Source organism: Acidimicrobiales bacterium, assembly GCA_036399815.1.
Classification (GTDB): domain Bacteria; phylum Actinomycetota; class Acidimicrobiia; order Acidimicrobiales; family DASWMK01; genus DASWMK01.
In genome coordinates this window covers 15,907-31,837 of sequence record DASWMK010000212.1, presented here as the reverse complement: position 1 = coordinate 31,837, position 15,931 = coordinate 15,907, and the positions used below count along the sequence as shown (strand labels likewise).

Below are 15,931 nucleotides of genomic sequence, written 5' to 3'. Positions count from 1 at the left end.
CGGGCCCGCCGCCGGGGTCCCTGCGCCTGGTCGAGCGGCCGGTGCCCGAGCCGGGCCCCGGCGAGGTCCGGGTGCGGGTCACCGTCTGCGGGGTGTGCCGCACCGACCTGCACCTCGCCGAGGGCGACCTGCCGCCCCGCCGCCCCGGCGTCGTCCCCGGCCACGAGGTCGTCGGCGTGGTCGACGCGCTCGGCCCCGGCGCCCGGCGCTTCGAGCCCGGCCGGCGCATCGGCATCGCCTGGCTGCGGGCCACGTGCGGCACGTGCCGCTTCTGCCGGCGGGGCGACGAGAACCTGTGCCTCGCGCCCCGGTTCACCGGCTGGGACGACGACGGCGGCTACGCCGAGCACGCCGTCGTCCCCGAGGCGTTCGCCCACCCGCTGCCCGACGGGTTCGACGACGAGGCCGCCGCCCCGCTGCTCTGCGCCGGGATCATCGGCTACCGCGCGCTGCGCCGGTCGGCCCTCCCGGCCGGCGGCCGGCTCGGCATCTGGGGGTTCGGCGCGTCCGCGCACCTCGCCGCCCAGGTGGCGCTGCACGAGGGGGCCGAGGTCCACGTGCGGACCCGCTCGGCGGAGGCCAGGGCGCTGGCGCTGGCGCTCGGCGCCGCGTCCGCCGGCGACGTGGCCGACCCGCTGCCCGCGCCGCTCGACTCGGCCGTCGTGTTCGCGCCGGCCGGCGAGGTCGTGCCCGTCGCCCTCGCCGCCCTGGACCGGGGCGGCACGTGCGCCGTCGCCGGCATCCACCTCACCACCGTCCCGCCCCTCGACTACGAGGCCCACCTGTTCCAGGAGCGCCAGCTGCGATCGGTCACCGCCAACACGAGGCGCGACGCCGCCGAGCTCCTCGCCATCGCGGCCCGGGCCCCGCTGCGCCCGGCGACGACGGCCTACCCGTTCGAGGCGGCCGACCGGGCGCTCGCCGACCTGGCCGCCGGCCGGGTGACGGGGGCGGCCGTCGTCCGGGTGAGCCGCCCCGCGGCCGACGCCGCCGCGCCGGCCCCCTGACGCGGGACGACCGCACGACGGAGGTCGTGCGGTCGTCGGGCTGCGCTTCGCCGGGTCGCTCCTGCCCCGGCCTCTGAGCCGTCCGTACCCGGCTCGGGGGCCGAGGCAGAAGTCGGGATCAGGAAGCGAACAGGCAGCGCAGCATGCGGGCCATGACGGCGATCGCCTCGTCGACCGGGAGGCCCTGCTGGCGGCGGAGCTGCTCCCACATCGACCAGCTGGTCGTCATCTCGACCGCGCACAGCAGCTCGGCCCGGGCGTGCGGGTTGCGCTCGCGGAGCTCGGGAGCGAAGACCCGCTCCAGCTCGCCCACGGCGGACTCCCTGGCGAGGCGCAGGCAGCGGGCCGCGCCCGCCGACGTATCGCGGTGCAGGGAGAGGGCCCGCCGGATGGGGCTGACCTCCTCGAGGGCGACCGACCAGCGCCGCACCAGCTCGTCGATCCGCTCGTCGAGCGGCAGCTGGGACGACGGGCCGACCCACAGGTCGGCGGTCCGCACCGCGTGGCGGTCGGCCGCGGCCGCCAGCAGCGCCTCGATGTTGTCGAAGTGCAGGTACACGGATCGGCGGGACACACCAGCCCGCTCGGCCACCTGGGCCGCGGTCGGCCGCAGGTTGCCCTCCTGGATCAGTCCGAGGAGGGCGTCGACGACGGCGAAGAACGTCCTGGCCGAGCGGGCCAGGCGGCCGTCGAGCGGTACTTGCGGGGTGACATCGACCGTGCCCGTCACGGGACGGTCGACCAGAGCTGCAGTCACGGGGTCCTCCTCCTCCTCTCGTCGGTCGTCGGGTCAGGTCAGCGCGTCGCCTCCGCCAGCCACTCTTCCGACCGCACCTGGACGGGCTGTGGTGCCCCCATCACGGTCGAAGCGACCAGGTCGGCGACGGTCTGGGATCGCAACTCGGACCGCCACGCCGCCTCGGCCCGCTCCATGGCGCACGCCACACCGCACATGGTGGGGTAGGCCCCGGGGGTGCCGGCGCACGGCCCGCGACGGCGGATCTCCGTGCAGCGGAACACCGGGGCGCTGCCTTCGATGGCCTCGACGACATCCAGCAGCGTGATCTCGTTCGCCGGCCGGGCCAGGCGGTACCCTCCCACGCGGCCCTTGGTCGACTCCAGGATCCTCGCTCCGGAGAGCTGCTGCAGGTGCTTCGCGAGATAGGCAGCGGGCAGGCCGTGGTACTCGGCGAGGCGGCTGGCAGGCAGCGCTCTCCCCCCCGGTACGCAGGCCAGCAGCACACAAGAGTGCAGTGCCCACTCGACGCCTTCTCCGAGTTGCATTATCCGGATAGTACTCCTCGTGGACCCTCTTTGTAAAGGGATCGGCACGCCCTGTGAGGACGTGTTCGCAGGTCAGGACACCTCGAGGACGACCTTGGTGGCCTCCCGGCGGTCGAACCGGTCGTAGGCCGCGACGGCGTCGTCCAGGGGCATCCGGTGGGTGATCACGCTCGTGGCGTCGATCCGGCCGGCGAGCAGGATCGGCAGCAGCTGGTCCCTCGTGCTGATGGGGTCGCCGACCGCCCAGCGGAGGGTGAGCTCCTTGCCGAAGGCCGTGCCGGTGTGCAGCGGGAACGCCGGGCTGTGGTGGGCGCCGACCGCCACGACCGTGCCCTTGGCCCGCACGGCCTCGATGGCGCAGGCGAGGGCGGCGTCGCTGCCGACGGCCTCGAGCACCACGTCGGCCCCCCGGCCGGCGGTGGCGTCGCGGAGCGCGGCGGCCAGGTCGCCGGGGGCCACGGGCCGGGCGCCGGCCGCCTCGGCCGCGGCCCGGCGGGCCGGGTCGGGGTCGACGGCGAGCACGACGGCGGCGCCGAGGTACCGCGCCGACATGGTGGCGAACAGTCCGACCGGGCCGCAGCCGACGACCGCGACCACGTCGCCCGGCCGGATGCCGGCCTCGGACGCGGCGGTGAACCCGGTGGTCAGGATGTCGCCGACGAACAGCGCCTGCTCGTCGGAGAGCCCGTCGGGGATGGGCGCCAGCACGACGTCGGCGAAGGGCGAGCGGACGTACTCGGCCTGCCCGCCGGGCAGGTACGGGCCGACGACCTCGCCGTAGCCGAACAGGGTCACCTGCTCGCACTGGTAGTGCCAGCCCCGCCGGCACCACCAGCAGCGGCCGCAGGCCACCACGTCGGACGCGACGACCCGGTCGCCCGGCCGCAGGCCGGTGACGGCCGGGCCGACCTCCTCGACCACGCCGACGAACTCGTGGCCGAGCACGGTGCCCTCTAGGAACCCCGGGATCTCGCCCCGGTACGGGTGCAGGTCGGTCCCACAGATGGCCGACCGGGTCACGCGGACGATGGCGTCGCCGTCGTCGCGGAGCTCGGGGCGCTCCAGGTCCTCGGCCAGGACGACGGCCCTGGCCCCCTTCCAGACGACCCCCTTCACGACCGGCTCCCGGAGGTGGCGGGCGCCGGGACGTCGAGCGTCAGCACTTCGACCCCCTTGGCGTCGAGCGAGAGGCGGAACACGGCCGGCGACCCGTCGGGGCCGGTCGCGGTGACGGTGGTGGTGACGGGCGCGACGCCGTGGTTGACGGCGACGACCGCCCGGCGGCCGCCGACGACGACCGGCGTGAGCTCGACCTCGGGCCGGTCGCAGTCGGCCTCGGGGGTCACGCCGGCGAGGGCGGCGGCGTCCCGGTAGAGCCGCTCGCACGGGCCGGCCTCCAGCGCGTGGGGCCGGTCGAGCAGCGCCTCGAACGGGGCGTTCAGGTAGAGCGCCGTCCCCCGGCCGACCGCCTTGCGGGTGAGCGCCGGCGAGCCGTCGGGGAAGGTGGCGAGGACCTCGGCGGAGGTGGCGGCGATCACCGGCACGTGGGGCCGGGCGCCGAGCGCCGACCAGTCGAGGTCGTGGCGGGTGCCCTGCCAGGTGAAGCTGCCGTGCGCGTCGGCGTCGACGGTGAAGTCGACCGTGCGCACCCCGAACAGCTCCTCGCCCCCGTAGCCGTGGAGGTGGTCGCCGGGGGAGTAGAGGAGCGTGCCGCCGTCGCGGACGAAGGCGGTGAGCCGCTCCTGGTCGGGCAGGGTGATGCGGCGCAGCGACGGGCACACGAGCAGGCGGTGGTGGGGCGCCGGCTCCCGCGCGAACTCGACGGGCAGGTGGGCCCGTTTGGCGAGGAGGTAGGCGCCGAACAGGCCGGGCGCGCCGCTGGCGTCCGCCTGGAGGTAGGTGTGCTCGGGCACCCGGTACAGCTCGGGGAGGTAGACGGCGACCGGCGACGGCGGCACCTCGAGCCCGGCCCAGTCGGCGGCGTCGCGCGCCACCGCGGCGAGCTCGGCGAACGCCGGCTTCGGGCGGCCCTCGAGGTCGAGCAGGCCGACGAAGCGCTCGGTCGGCCGCTCGACGTACGGCTTGGCCGTCGAGGCGATGTCCTGCCAGCACCACACGAGCAGGCCGTTGGCGCCGGCGGCCAGCGCGGCCGGTGCGACGGCCCGCAGGTAGGCGGCGGCCACCTCCTCGCCGGTGCCGTAGCTGCCCAGCTCGTCGACGAGCGGGGTGCCGAACGCCGACGCCACCCGGACGAGGAACGGCACGAAGCTCGTCCCCCGGTACGACAGGGTCGACTCGATGGCGAACGGTGACCAGGTCGGGAACCCGTGGATGCCGACGAGGTCGAGCCCCTCGGCGTTGTCGGGCCCGAAGCCGTGCGCGCCGACGACGCCGGACGCCTCGTTGGCCTGGAGCACGAGCGCGCCGGGGTGGGCCCGGCGGATGGCGTCGGCCAGGCGGGTGTGCCACGCCCGCACCGCCTCCCTGGGCAGCCTGGCCGACTCGGCCGTGTCGACGTGCATGACCTCGTCGCCGAGGTCGTAGGCGAGCACGTTGTCGAGGCCGGCGAGGGCGCCGGCCACGTGGGCCACGTAGGCCTCCTCGCGCGCCACGACGTCGGGGTCGGTCCAGAGGCTCCGGCCCCTGCGCCAGGGCGGGTCGAACAGCTGGCCGTTCATCCAGATCGTGAGCAGGGAGGGGACGCAGGCCAACCCGTGCCGGCCCGCCTCCTCCACCAGCTCGCGGACCCGGCCCACGACCACCTCGTCGTAGCGGCCCTCCTCGGGCTCGACGTCGGCCCAGAACACGAAGAAGCGCACGGTGGTGAAGCCGGCGGCCGCCATGCCCCGGAGATCGCTGGCGACCCGTTCCGGGCGCCAGTCCCGCCAGAACCCGCACCCGGCGTAGCTCGGGTGCCAGTCGACCCCCACGGCCAGGAACGGCTGGCCGTCCCGGGTCAGGCGACCGCCGGCCGACCTGAACCTCACACCCATGCGGTCCCCAGGCACCGGGCGAGCGCCATGGCCGCCACGCCGGCGACGAGGTCGACGTCGGACTCCCGCATCCGCGCGTGCAGCGGGAGGGTGACCTCGCGGGCCGCCACGTCCTCGGTCACCGGGAGGTCGCCGGGCTGGTACCCGTAGGCCGCCTGGTAGTGCGAGAACAGGTGGGAGGGCGGGTAGTGGACGCTGCTCTGGATCCGGTGGCGCTTCAGCTGCTCCTGGAAGCACTCGCGGTCCACGCCGTCAGGCAGCAGCAGCGGCATCAGGTGGTAGGCGCTGTCACCGGTGCGGTGGAAGAACGGCAGGTCCACGCCCGGCAGCTCGGCCAGCAGCCGGCGGTACCGCGTGGTGAGGTCGCAGCGGCGGCGCCGGTCGTCGGGCAGGCGGGAGAGCTGCACCCGGCCGAGGGCCGAGGACATCTCGGTGGGCCGGTAGTTGAGGCCGAGGCCGACCACGTCGTAGCCGGCCGGGCGGCCCTGCTGCTTGTCCCACGACGACGTGGTCATGCAGTGGGACCGCAGCTGGCGGATGCGGGCCAGCACCGACGGGTCGCGGGCGACGACCATGCCGCCCTCGCCGGTGGCCACGTTCTTCGTGGCGAAGAAGCTGAAGCAGCCGATGTCGCCGATCGTCCCGAGGGCGCCGGCGCCGGTGCGCACGCCGGGGGCGTGGGCCGCGTCCTCGACGACGGCCAGGCCGTGGCGGCGGGCGACGGCGAGGATGCCGTCCATGTCGGCGGCGAACCCGCCGAAGTGCATGGCGACGATCGCCTTCGTGCGGGGGGTGACCCGGCGGGCGACGTCGGCGGGGTCGACGGTGAGGTCGCAGGTGTCGGCCACGTCGGCGAACACCGGCGTGCCGCCGCAGAGGGCGACGACGGCGGCGGCGCTGACGAAGCTCAGCGACGGGACGATCACCTCGTCGCCCGGGCCGATCCCGAGGGCGAGCATGGCGAGGTGCAGGGCGGCGGTGCCGCTGCTCACCGCGACGGCGTCCTCGACGCCGTGGACGGCGGCGAACTCCCGCTCGAAGGCCCGCGTGACGGGCCCGGCCGACAGCCAGCGGGAGCGGAGCACGGCGGCGACGGCCTCGACCTCGTTCTCGTCGATCACGAGGTCGGAGAGGGTGACCCGCCAGTCCGGCGGGGCGGTCGTCGTGCGGGCCGACGTCGCGACCCGCGGTCGTTCGAGGGTGTCGAGGGCCATTGCGTCCTCCGAGATCAGGCGTGGGTCGCTTGCAGGTCGGACGGGGTGCGCAGGTAGCGCGACCGGTTCTCCCGGAAGATCTGCTCCGCACGGTGGTACTGGTCGACGGTCCCGATGTCGAGCCACTCGCCGACGTGGAGGTAGGTGGCGATGGGGTAGCCCTTCGCCATCCCCCGCTCGATGAGGCTCGACATGTCGAGGTAGCCACCAGGGGTCAGGCGGGTCCAACCGGACGGGTCGATGGCGTAGATGCCGGCGTTGATGAGCACCTCGTGGGTGGGCTTCTCGTCGTAGCGGACGATCCGCCCGCCGGACTGCTGCACGACGCCGAACTGGATCGGGATCGGCAGCTTGCAGAGGACCATCGTGGCGATGACGTCCTGGGCCCGGTGGAAGGCCATCACGTCGGCGAAGTCGATGTTCGTGAGGAGGTCGGCGTTGCAGACGAGCACGGGCTCCTCGGGCTGGGGGATGAGCCCGAGCGGGCCGGCCGTGCCGAGGAGGCGGTCGGCGACCGAGTACTGGATGTCCAGGCCGAGCCAGCGGCCGTCCCCGAAGTGGTTCTGGATGGACTGCGCCTTGTAGTACAGGGCGAGCGTGACCTTGTCGAAGCCCTGGTCGCGCAGCTGGGTGAGGATGATCTCGAGGATCGGCACGCCGTCGACCGGCAGCAGCGGCTTCGGCAGGACGTTGGTGTACGGCCGGAGCCGGGTTCCCAGGCCACCCGCCATCACGATCGCTTCCATCGGTCGCTCCTTCGTGGTCGTTCTAGGTCGGGTCTCCGGCGCCGACGGGCGCCCGCAGACGCCGGTAGGCGGCCTCGATGCGGTCGGTGACCGCGTCCCAGGTCAGGTCCTGCTCGGCCCGCCGCCGCCCGGCCTCGCCCATCGCCACCCGCCGTGCGTCGTCGCACAGCAGGTCGGCGACCGCCTCGGCGAGCGGGGCCGGGTCGACCGGCACCACCAGCCCGTCCAGCCCGTGGCGGACGACCTCGGTGGCACCGGGGAAGTCGCCCGACACGACCGGGCGCCCGCACGTCCACGCCTCCACGAACACCAGCGGGAACACGTCCGCCGTCGAGGGCAGGCACAGCAGCGAGCAGGCGGCCAGCGCGTCGCGCTTGGTGGCACCGTCGACCACCCCGAGGTCGACGACCCTGGGGTCGGCGGACGCCGCCATCACGTCCTTCGCGTCGGGGTCCCAGTCCGGCCCGGCGAACACGAACGCCGCGTCCGGCCGGCGCTCCCACACGAGCGGCGCGGCGGCCAGCACCCGGTGGAACCCCTTGAACCGGGCCTTGCGGCCCAGGTACAGCACGAACGGCCCGTCGACGCCGGTGGCGGCCCGGAAGGCGTCCGGGTCGGGCCGGCCCTCGATCTCGGGGCCCTGGCCGACGGCGAGGAGGCGCTCGGCGGCGACGCCGGCGGCCCGGAACACCGAGCCCTCGGCGCCGGTCAGCACGAACACCACGTCGGCCCGCCGGCAGACGTCCATGCCGGCCTCCCGGTCCTGCCACACCTCGGGTGCGGAGGCGGGGGTCACGGCGAGGGGGGACCCGGCCCGGTCGGCGACCTCGGCGGCGAGCAGGGCGTAGGTCCTGCTGACCAGGTCGACGGCGTGCACGACATCGGGGACCCAAGGGAGCGCCAGGGGGTCGGTGACGACGTGCACGCCGTCGACGGTCGCGACCGGGGCCGTGGGGGCGCCCAGCACGGCCACCTCGTGGCCGCGGGTCGCCAACCCGGTCGCCGCCCGCCACGCCATGGTCTCGGCGCCGGCCAGGGCCGGGAAGTACCCCTCGTGGACGATCAGGACGCGCATGCGGCTCCCACCCGCGTCGCGGCCCGGTCCCGGGCGTACCACTCGTAGGTGTCGGCGAGGCCCTCCGACAGCGGCACCGACGGCTCGTAGCCGGTCAGCGCCCGGAGCCTCGTCAGGTCCGGCAGGCGCCGGTCGGGGGAGCCGGCCGGCGGGTCGTGGATCTCGAGCGGCGGGCTCACGCCGACGAGCTCGAACAGGGTGCGGGCCAGGTCGATGATCGGCAGCTCCTCGCGGTCGTTGCCGACGTTGGCCAGCACCGGCTCGTCGCCGGGCAGCTCGGTCAGGCGGATCGTGGCGTCCACGGCGTCGCGGACGTGGCAGAAGGCCCTCGTCTGGTGGGCGCCGTAGAGCGGGAACGGCGTGACGCCGTCGAGCACCCGGTCGATGAACTGCGGGATCACGTGGGAGTGCCCCATCCGCGGCCCGTACACGTTGTGGTAGCGGGCGATCCTCGCCCGGAACCCGGACGCCTCGGCCATGTGCATGGTCAGCAGCTCGCCGGCCAGCTTGCTGACCGAGTAGCTGGTGCGGGGGGCGTGGGGCTCGGGCAGGGCGAAGGCGGCCGACTCGGGCACCGGGTAGCCGGTGAGGCCCAGGCGGGCGGCGCCGTCGCCGATCTCGCTCGTGGAGCTGAGGAACACGGCCTCGGGCGTGACCCTCGCGCACCAGTCGAGGACGTTGACGGTGCTGAGGAGGTTCGTGCGCAGCACCCTGGCCGGCTGGCCGTTGGCCCGCTGGACGCCGACGACGGCGGCGAGGTGGTACACGTACCGCCAGCCGTTGCCGAGGGCGACGCCGGGCAGCGGCTCGGTGAGGTCGTGCTGCACGAGCTCGACGTGGTCGAGCAGGGCCCGGAGGTCGGCGTCGACCCGGCCCCTCGACAGGTCGTCGACGAGCGTGACCCGGTAGCCCCGCTCGACGAGGGCCGAGGCCAGGTGGTAGCCGACGAAGCCGGCGCCGCCGGTGACGAGGACTCGATCAGCCACGGCCCAACCTCAGGTACGTGAGCTCGCCGGCCTTCGAGGCGAGGCGGTCCTTGTAGATGCCCCAGGCGTCGAACACGACGGCCGGCCGGCGCATCGTGGCGATCAGCCGCTCGATGTCGGCGTCGCGGTAGCCCGGGTGGTTGATGAGGACGAGGGCGGCGTCGGCGCCGGCGAAGCCCTCCTCGAGGCCGACGAGGCGCACGCCCATGCCGGCGGCCCGCTCGGCGCCGACCATGTGGTCGTGGGCCACGATCTCGCCCACGTGGTCGCGAAGGGCCTCGATGATCGGGACGGACGGAGCGCCGCGGACGTCGTCGGTGACCGGCCAGCCCTTGTAGGCCAGGCCGCAGATCAGGACCCGGGCCTCGTCGACCCGCTCGTTGGCCTTCAGGGCCCGCATGACCCGGTCGGCGACGTGGTAGGGCACCTGCTCGTTCAGGCGCCGGGCGGCGGACACGAGCGGCGGGAAGTAGCCGCCCCGCTCCGTCGACCGCATGAGCAGGTACGGGTCCTTCACGAGGCAGCTGCCGCCGACGAAGCCGGGCCGGTTCAGGTCGGGCCGCGGGTAGTCGTGGTTGGCGGCGGCGATCACCTCGTCGGCGTCGAGGCCGAGCGACTCGGCCATCAGCGCCACCTCGTTGCCGAACCCGTAGATCAGGTCGGTGTGGCAGTTGCAGATCAGCTTCACCATCTCGGCCGCCTCGAGCGACGAGACCGCCGTCTGGTTCCGGTTCAGCCGGCCGAGCAGCTCCTTCGCCCTGGCGAGCGAGCGCTCGTCGAGGGCGCCGATGACCTGGGGCAGCTCCCGCAGCTCGCGGAGGGCCTTGCCCTGGATGGTGCGCTCGGGCGAGAAGGCCAGCAGGGGCCGCTCCACCCGGCTGGCCAGCCGGGGCAGGACGACCGTGCGGGACGTGCCGACCGGGACCGTGCTGCGCAGGATCACGAGCGTCTCGTCGGTCAGGCGGGGCACCAGCGTGTCGAGGGCGGCGTGCAGGTAGCGCAGCTCGGGCTGGTGGGTCGTGTCGTCGACCGGCGTGCCGACGCACACGATGACGGCCGGCGGCAGCACGTCGGGCAGCTCGTCGACGATGTCGAAGCGGCCGGGCGGCAGGGTGGCGTGGGCCTCGGGGATGCCGGGCTCGTAGAACGGGAACTCGCCCCTGCGGAGGGCGGCGGTCAGGCGGGTGTTGACGTCGTAGCCGAGGACCCGGACGCCGGCGTCGGCGAGGGCCACGGCGATGGTCAGCCCGACGTAGCCGAGGCCGACGACGGCGACCTCGTGGCCGGTGGGCTGCTGGTGGTCTGCGGTGCTCATCGGGGCTCCTCAGTTCGACAGCTCGACGACCGACTGCTTCCAGATGGCGCGGCCGTCGGCGTGGGCGGTCACGGCGAAGAGACGAGGCGTGTCGGTGGCGTGGAACCGGTAGGTGACGCGGCAGCCGGGGGCGGTCGGCTTCGAGAACCGGACCCGCATGCGGCGGAGCCGACCGGGGTCACCGCCGCACAGGCCGTCGACGGCGAGCGTGGCGCCGATCGCCATGGTCGACATGCCGTGGAGGATGACGCCGGGCAGGCCGGCGGCCCTCGCCGCCGCGTCGTCGAGGTGGATCGGGTTGTGGTCGCCGGAGGCGGCCGCGTAGCGCCGGGGCAGGTCGGCGTCGAGCAGGCGCTCGACCTCGATGACCGGCGGCTTGTTCGCCCGCAGCGGCGGCGGGGCGAACACCGGCGGCCGGCCGGCGGCGCCGGGGATGGGCGAGGCGAAGGCGAGGATGGTCTCGAGGGCGACGAGCAGCCGGCCCGAGCGGTCGTGGACCGTCGTCTCGATGACGTAGGCCTGGCGGGCGCCGTACTCCCCGGCGTCGAGGATGACGGCCCGCAGGTCGACGACCTCGCCCGGCGCGATCGCGTGGGCGAACACCATGTCGGACTGGGCGTGGAGCATGTCCTCGCGGCGCACGCCGAGGGCCGGGTCGGCCAGCAGCTCCTCCAGCACCTTCATGGCCGGGTTGATCACGAAGCACGGGTGGGTGGACGAGGTGCCGTAGCGGGCCGGGTCGTCCCCGGCCACCGCCGCGTAGGCCTCGGCGGCGACCGGGTCGACCACCACGCCGTCGATGGCGTAGGTGCGGCCGACGACCTCGTCGTCGAGCACGGTCCCGAGCACCGGGAAGGCGGTCACGGCTACGCCGCCTCTCGGAACACCCGGCCGCTCCAGCCGTCGACGACGACCCGGCCGGACGCCTGGGACTCGGGGATCGAGATGCCGGCCACGAGCGGGATGCCGAGCTCGCGGCAGACGATGGCGACGTGGGAGAGGATGCTGCCGAAGGCCGTGATGACGCCGGCCGGCTGGACGGCGAGCACGTAGTTGCCGTCCACCCGCTCGCCGCAGATCACGTCCTTGCCCGACCCGTCGCTCTCGACCATCAGCGGGCCCTCGGCCCAGCCGGGGGCGAGCGGCGTGCCGACGGCGGTGTCCACGAACGTCAGCGCCTGGCGAGGGATGTTGACGAGGTCCTCGCCCTTCTCCTGCACGTCGGGGCCGAGCGCCAGGGCGGCGGCCTGCTGGAGCTCCTCGGTGCGGGCGTCGATCAGGCGCTGCTGGGCCCGGCGCTCCAGCCGGGTCAGCTCGGTGGCGCCGAGCAGGGCGGCGTCGCCGGCGTCGATCCCGGTGGCGCCCGACTCGAGGAGGAGGCGCACGCAGTGCAGGGCCCGCAGGCCGAGCTCCTTCGAGCGCTCCCGCTCGGCGAGCAGGGAGTCGAGCAGGTCGATCAGCTTGTTGGCCGTCTTGCCGGCCAGGGTGCCGTTGGGCAGGGCGACCGACTCGCTGTGGTGGCCGCCGCCCATGGCCGACCCGCCGAGCGGCTGGGCCGCCTCCTTGGCGATGCAGAACGGGGCGAAGCGGTCCGAGCGGTCGGCGACCTCGTAGTTCTGGAGCCGGTCGGCGCCCCTCGGCAGGCGGCCGGCCGTGGCCGAGGCGTAGGCGGCCTCGCCGGCCCGCCGGGCGACGACCCGCAGCAGCTCGGTGGCGGTCGCCTCGTCGTAGTCCTGGAGGAACAGGTGGCGCATGGCCGACGCCGCGGCGGCGGCCAGGGTCGTCGTCCTCGTGTGGAGCGCCCAGGCGGTGCGGGCGGCGGTGAACGACAGCTCGAAGGCCGAGCCGACCTTGATGGGCGAGCCGTCGGCCAGCACGCCGCGCACGGCGTCCTCGGCCCTCGCCACCTGGGCCGCCGTCCGGCCCGAGAACTCGCCGTTGCCCCGGCCGAGCAGCAGGCCGACCTTCACCGCGTTCCAGATCTTGCGCGGGTCGGCCGTCTCCTCCTTGGGCTCGCCGGCGAGCGGCGGCGGGCCGCCGAGCAGGAGCTCCCAGACGTCGCTGCGGCTCATGATCGGCATGCGGGCGACGAACTTGTCGATCTCGCTCATCACGTGGTACGGCCGGAAGGCCCGGAAGGCGAGGTACTCGGGGTTCGGGCCCTCGATGACGATGCCGGTCTTGGCGGCGACCGAGCGGAAGGCGACCTCCATGCCGGCGCCGATGAGCGAGAAGCTGAGCGGCGACAGGATCTCGGGAGCCACCTCACGGAAGTTGGCGGCGCTGAGGACCGCCTCGCCGGTGACCGGCGGCGTGTCGACGGAGAACCGGGGCGTCTTCATGACAGCGACCTCATCCGCTCGATCTCGTGGTCGATGGTGCGGGTGACGTAGGACCGGTCCCGCGGCAGGTTGACCTCGCCGGCCTCGACCAGGCGCTCGATGCAGGACAGGTCCAGGTCGTAGGTGGCGTGCGTGTACGGGAGGACCTCCCGGGACACGTTGTCGAGGCCGAGCCACTCGGGCTTCACGACCGCCGACACGGCCTTGGCCACCTTGCGGTTCACGTAGCGGGGGGCGCCGAGCCCGTGCCGCATGGCGATCACGTCGAGGATGTCGTGCAGGCTCGGCGAGTTCGGGTCGATGGCCCACACGGCGTCCAGGTGCTGCTCCCGCCGGGACACGGCCAGGGTGACGTCGGCGACGAAGTCGACCGGGCCGCACCAGTAGTCCATGTTCCCGCCGGTCACGAGCGGCCGGCCCGAGGCGAGGTAGGGCAGCGCCTCGAACATCACGAGCGGCTCGCGGGTCTTCTGGGTGTCGTCGAAGCTGTTCATCACCTGGCCGGGGCGGACGATGCGCACCGGCTTCGGGAACGACCGCACGAGGCGCTCGCCCTCGAACTTCGCCCACTCGTAGAAGTTGCGGAGCTTGATGGGCGAGGGCAGCTCGTCGCTGCGGACCTTGTGCTTCACGTCGCCGACGGCGGCGATGCTCGACACGTAGGTGATCGACTCGAGCTTCTTGCAGCTGCGGGCGAAGTGCAGCGCCGCCTGGAGCGGGCCGAGGTGGTTGCTGCGGGCCTCGGCCAGGGTCATGCCGAAGAAGACCCGGCCCATCGTGAGCACGAGGTGGGTCGTCTCGGCCGCCAGGTAGGCGGCCTCCTCCCGCTCGAGCCCGAGCTGGGGGCGGCGGGCGTCGCCGATGTGGACCTTGCCGTACGCCTCGAGCTCGGGCGTCGGCCGCCGCACCAGGCAGTGCACGCCGTCCATGTCGAACTCGGCGGCCCTGCGGGCGATGGCCGTGCCGATGAAGCCTCCGGCACCGAGGATCAGCAGCATCAGAGCCACCTCACGTAGAACTCGGGCAGGCCGGTCGGCTCGCGCTTGGGCTTGCGCACGAGCGTCGACACGAGGTCGGGGAGGGAGACCTCCTGGCCCAGGCCGTCGGACAGGAACACCGTCTTGGAGCAGAAGTAGCGGGCGCCGATGAGGAGGTTCGTGCGCCGGCCCCGGCCGAACCGGTCGGCCATCTCCGACACCTCCATGAGCACCCTGGCGGGCACGGGGACCGGGCGCAGCTTGTGCTTGTTGCCCATGCCCTGGCGGGACGCCTCGGCCAGGATGGCGCCGGCGTGGGGCGCCGAGTGGCCCTGGCAGACGTGCTTCACGACGAGGTCGTCGGTCGGCTCGCCGCTCGTGATGGCGACGATCCGCTCGGCCACGAGGTCGCGGGGCGCCAGGTCGAGGCGGGCGCCGAGGGCGTAGGGCGCCCAGCCCTCGCTGTCGCTGTCGATCAGGCGGGCCATGACCGGGGCGCTGGTCTTCTCCCTGGTCTCGGGGTCGACCTTGAGGTCGCCGCCGAGGGCGCCCACCCGGACGATCCAGGTCGGCACGCCGAGCTCGGCGGCCCGGTCGGCCACCGCCCACTCGCCCCGGCACTTGCTGCGCTCGTACTTGGACAGGTGGGGCTGCTCGTCCACGAGCGCCTCGGGGACGTAGCGCGAGTAGCCGTAGGCGGCGTACAGCGAGCTGATGTGGAGCAGCGGCACGCCGAGGGCGGCGGCCACGTCGACGGCGTTGCGGGCGCCGTCCACGTTGGTCGACATCAGGCTCGTCCACGAGGCCGCCCAGGAGCTCTGCACGGCGAAGTTGGCGACCAGCCGGACCTCGCCCCGCAGCCGCTCGATGGTGGCGTCGTCGAGGCCCCAGCGCGGGCTGCGGATGTCGCCGGCCACGGCGGAGATGTCGATGCCGAGGCGCCGGGCGAGCGACCGGGCCCGGTCGTCGTGGGTCGGCGGCCGGATCAGGGCGACGACCGGCTCGCCGACGGAGCGGAGGTAGGCCCGGGCGAGGAAGCCGGTCCCACCGGAGAGGAGGATGCTCATGCCCGGCCTCCCGTGCCAGTGGCCGCGAGCTGGCGGCCGTACTCACCGAGCTTGGAGTGGTCGAGGAAGCGCAGCACCTTGCTGCGGCGGCCGAGCTTGGCCAGGGTCTCGCCCGGGCCGGCGTCGACCGCGGTGGTGAAGCCGTCGTCACGGAGGGCCTCGGTGACCTCCCGCCAGCGGACGGGCATGACCAGCGCCCGCACGATCAGCTCCCGGAAGTCCTGGCCGTGCTCGTGGCGCTTCAGGTCGATGGTCGAGTAGACGGGGAAGTCCAGCGGGGCCACGGGGGCGGCGCCGACGACCTCGGCGAAGGCGGGCACGCCCCGGTGCATGATCGGCGAGTGGAACGCGCCGGGGATCGGCAGCGGGACCACGAGCGCCTGGGCCTCGGCGAGCATGGCGGTGGCGGTCTCGACGGTGGCCTTGTCGCCGGTGAGGACGAACTGGCTGCGGTCGTTGATCCCACCGAACTCGAGCACGCCGCCGGCCTGCGCGATCGCCACCCGGCGGATCCAGTCGACCTCGGTGAGGTCGAGGCCCATGACGGCGATCATCTGGCCCTGGCGCGCCCGGTTGGACTCCCGGCAGACCTCGCCGCGGGCCCGCACGATGGCGAGGGCGTCCTCGTCGGACAGCCCGCCGGCGTAGGCGACCGCGGTGATCTCGCCGAAGCTGTGGCCGGCGGCGGCGCCGACCTTGCTCCTGTCCACCAGACGGCGGGCCGTCAGCAGCCCGGCCACCAGGGTGCAGGGGCCGGCGATCGACGCGTCGGTGGCGTCGAGGGTCGCCCACTGGTCGGTGCCGAGCAGGTCGGCGAGGCGCTGGACCAGCGGCTCGTCCCGCATCGGATCGAGCACGCTCGCCAGCAGCCCGGCGTCGAAGACCTGGCCGGGGAAGGTGACGACGAACGTTGACATCTGGTCGG

General features: G+C 74.2%; 15 protein-coding genes. 1 reads left to right on the top strand and 14 read right to left on the bottom strand.

What is annotated here, in order from left to right:
* Positions 1-1,007: zinc-binding alcohol dehydrogenase family protein (locus VGB14_15890; GenBank protein HEX9994410.1), on the top strand; the 1,007-nt coding region annotated here is incomplete at its 5' end.
* A 118-nt stretch (positions 1,008-1,125) separates the two neighbouring features.
* Here VGB14_15890 and VGB14_15885 read toward each other — a convergent pair.
* From VGB14_15885 to VGB14_15820, 14 genes are all read right to left on the bottom strand, one after another.
* Positions 1,126-1,764 (bottom strand): helix-turn-helix domain-containing protein, encoded by a 639-nt coding sequence (locus tag VGB14_15885; protein HEX9994409.1) that lies wholly within the window; start codon positions 1,762-1,764, stop codon positions 1,126-1,128.
* Between the two features lie 38 nt (positions 1,765-1,802).
* On the bottom strand, positions 1,803-2,291 hold the full coding sequence (locus VGB14_15880) for an Rrf2 family transcriptional regulator (protein HEX9994408.1): 489 nt from the start codon (positions 2,289-2,291) through the stop codon (positions 1,803-1,805).
* Between the two features lie 72 nt (positions 2,292-2,363).
* The gene (locus tag VGB14_15875; GenBank protein HEX9994407.1) at positions 2,364-3,407 is read right to left on the bottom strand and encodes an alcohol dehydrogenase catalytic domain-containing protein; all 1,044 of its coding nucleotides are present in this window, start codon (positions 3,405-3,407) and stop codon (positions 2,364-2,366) included.
* Positions 3,404-5,278: a beta-galactosidase trimerization domain-containing protein gene (locus VGB14_15870; GenBank protein HEX9994406.1), complete on the bottom strand. Its 1,875-nt coding sequence runs from the start codon at positions 5,276-5,278 to the stop codon at positions 3,404-3,406. The genes VGB14_15875 and VGB14_15870 overlap by 4 nt, the downstream gene beginning before the upstream one ends.
* Complete coding sequence (locus VGB14_15865; protein HEX9994405.1) at positions 5,275-6,498, bottom strand: DegT/DnrJ/EryC1/StrS family aminotransferase; 1,224 nt, start codon at positions 6,496-6,498, stop codon at positions 5,275-5,277. The genes VGB14_15870 and VGB14_15865 overlap by 4 nt, the downstream gene beginning before the upstream one ends.
* Positions 6,499-6,512: 14 nt before the next feature.
* Positions 6,513-7,244, bottom strand: coding sequence for a sugar phosphate nucleotidyltransferase (locus VGB14_15860; GenBank protein ID HEX9994404.1), 732 nt, complete (start codon positions 7,242-7,244; stop codon positions 6,513-6,515).
* Positions 7,245-7,266: 22 nt separating this feature from the next.
* Positions 7,267-8,319 carry a glycosyltransferase family 4 protein gene (locus VGB14_15855; protein HEX9994403.1) on the bottom strand — a complete coding sequence of 351 codons (1,053 nt, stop codon included), beginning with the start codon at positions 8,317-8,319 and terminating at the stop codon, positions 7,267-7,269.
* On the bottom strand, positions 8,307-9,305 hold the full coding sequence (locus VGB14_15850; protein ID HEX9994402.1) for an NAD-dependent epimerase/dehydratase family protein: 999 nt from the start codon (positions 9,303-9,305) through the stop codon (positions 8,307-8,309). The genes VGB14_15855 and VGB14_15850 overlap by 13 nt, the downstream gene beginning before the upstream one ends.
* Positions 9,298-10,620: a nucleotide sugar dehydrogenase gene (locus tag VGB14_15845; protein HEX9994401.1), complete on the bottom strand. Its 1,323-nt coding sequence runs from the start codon at positions 10,618-10,620 to the stop codon at positions 9,298-9,300. The genes VGB14_15850 and VGB14_15845 overlap by 8 nt, the downstream gene beginning before the upstream one ends.
* Positions 10,621-10,629: 9 nt before the next feature.
* Positions 10,630-11,484, bottom strand: coding sequence for a MaoC/PaaZ C-terminal domain-containing protein (locus VGB14_15840; protein ID HEX9994400.1), 855 nt, complete (start codon positions 11,482-11,484; stop codon positions 10,630-10,632).
* Positions 11,485-11,486: 2 nt separating this feature from the next.
* Positions 11,487-12,962 (bottom strand): PEP-utilizing enzyme, encoded by a 1,476-nt coding sequence (locus tag VGB14_15835; GenBank protein ID HEX9994399.1) that lies wholly within the window; start codon positions 12,960-12,962, stop codon positions 11,487-11,489.
* Positions 12,959-13,960, bottom strand: a complete 1,002-nt coding sequence (locus VGB14_15830; GenBank protein ID HEX9994398.1) for an SDR family oxidoreductase — start codon at positions 13,958-13,960, stop codon at positions 12,959-12,961. Before VGB14_15830 ends, VGB14_15835 begins: the two co-directional genes overlap by 4 nt.
* Positions 13,960-15,006: an SDR family oxidoreductase gene (locus VGB14_15825; protein HEX9994397.1), complete on the bottom strand. Its 1,047-nt coding sequence runs from the start codon at positions 15,004-15,006 to the stop codon at positions 13,960-13,962. Before VGB14_15825 ends, VGB14_15830 begins: the two co-directional genes overlap by 1 nt.
* The gene (locus VGB14_15820) at positions 15,003-15,923 is read right to left on the bottom strand and encodes an ACP S-malonyltransferase (protein ID HEX9994396.1); all 921 of its coding nucleotides are present in this window, start codon (positions 15,921-15,923) and stop codon (positions 15,003-15,005) included. Before VGB14_15820 ends, VGB14_15825 begins: the two co-directional genes overlap by 4 nt.
* Between the last annotated feature and the right edge of the window lie 8 nt (positions 15,924-15,931).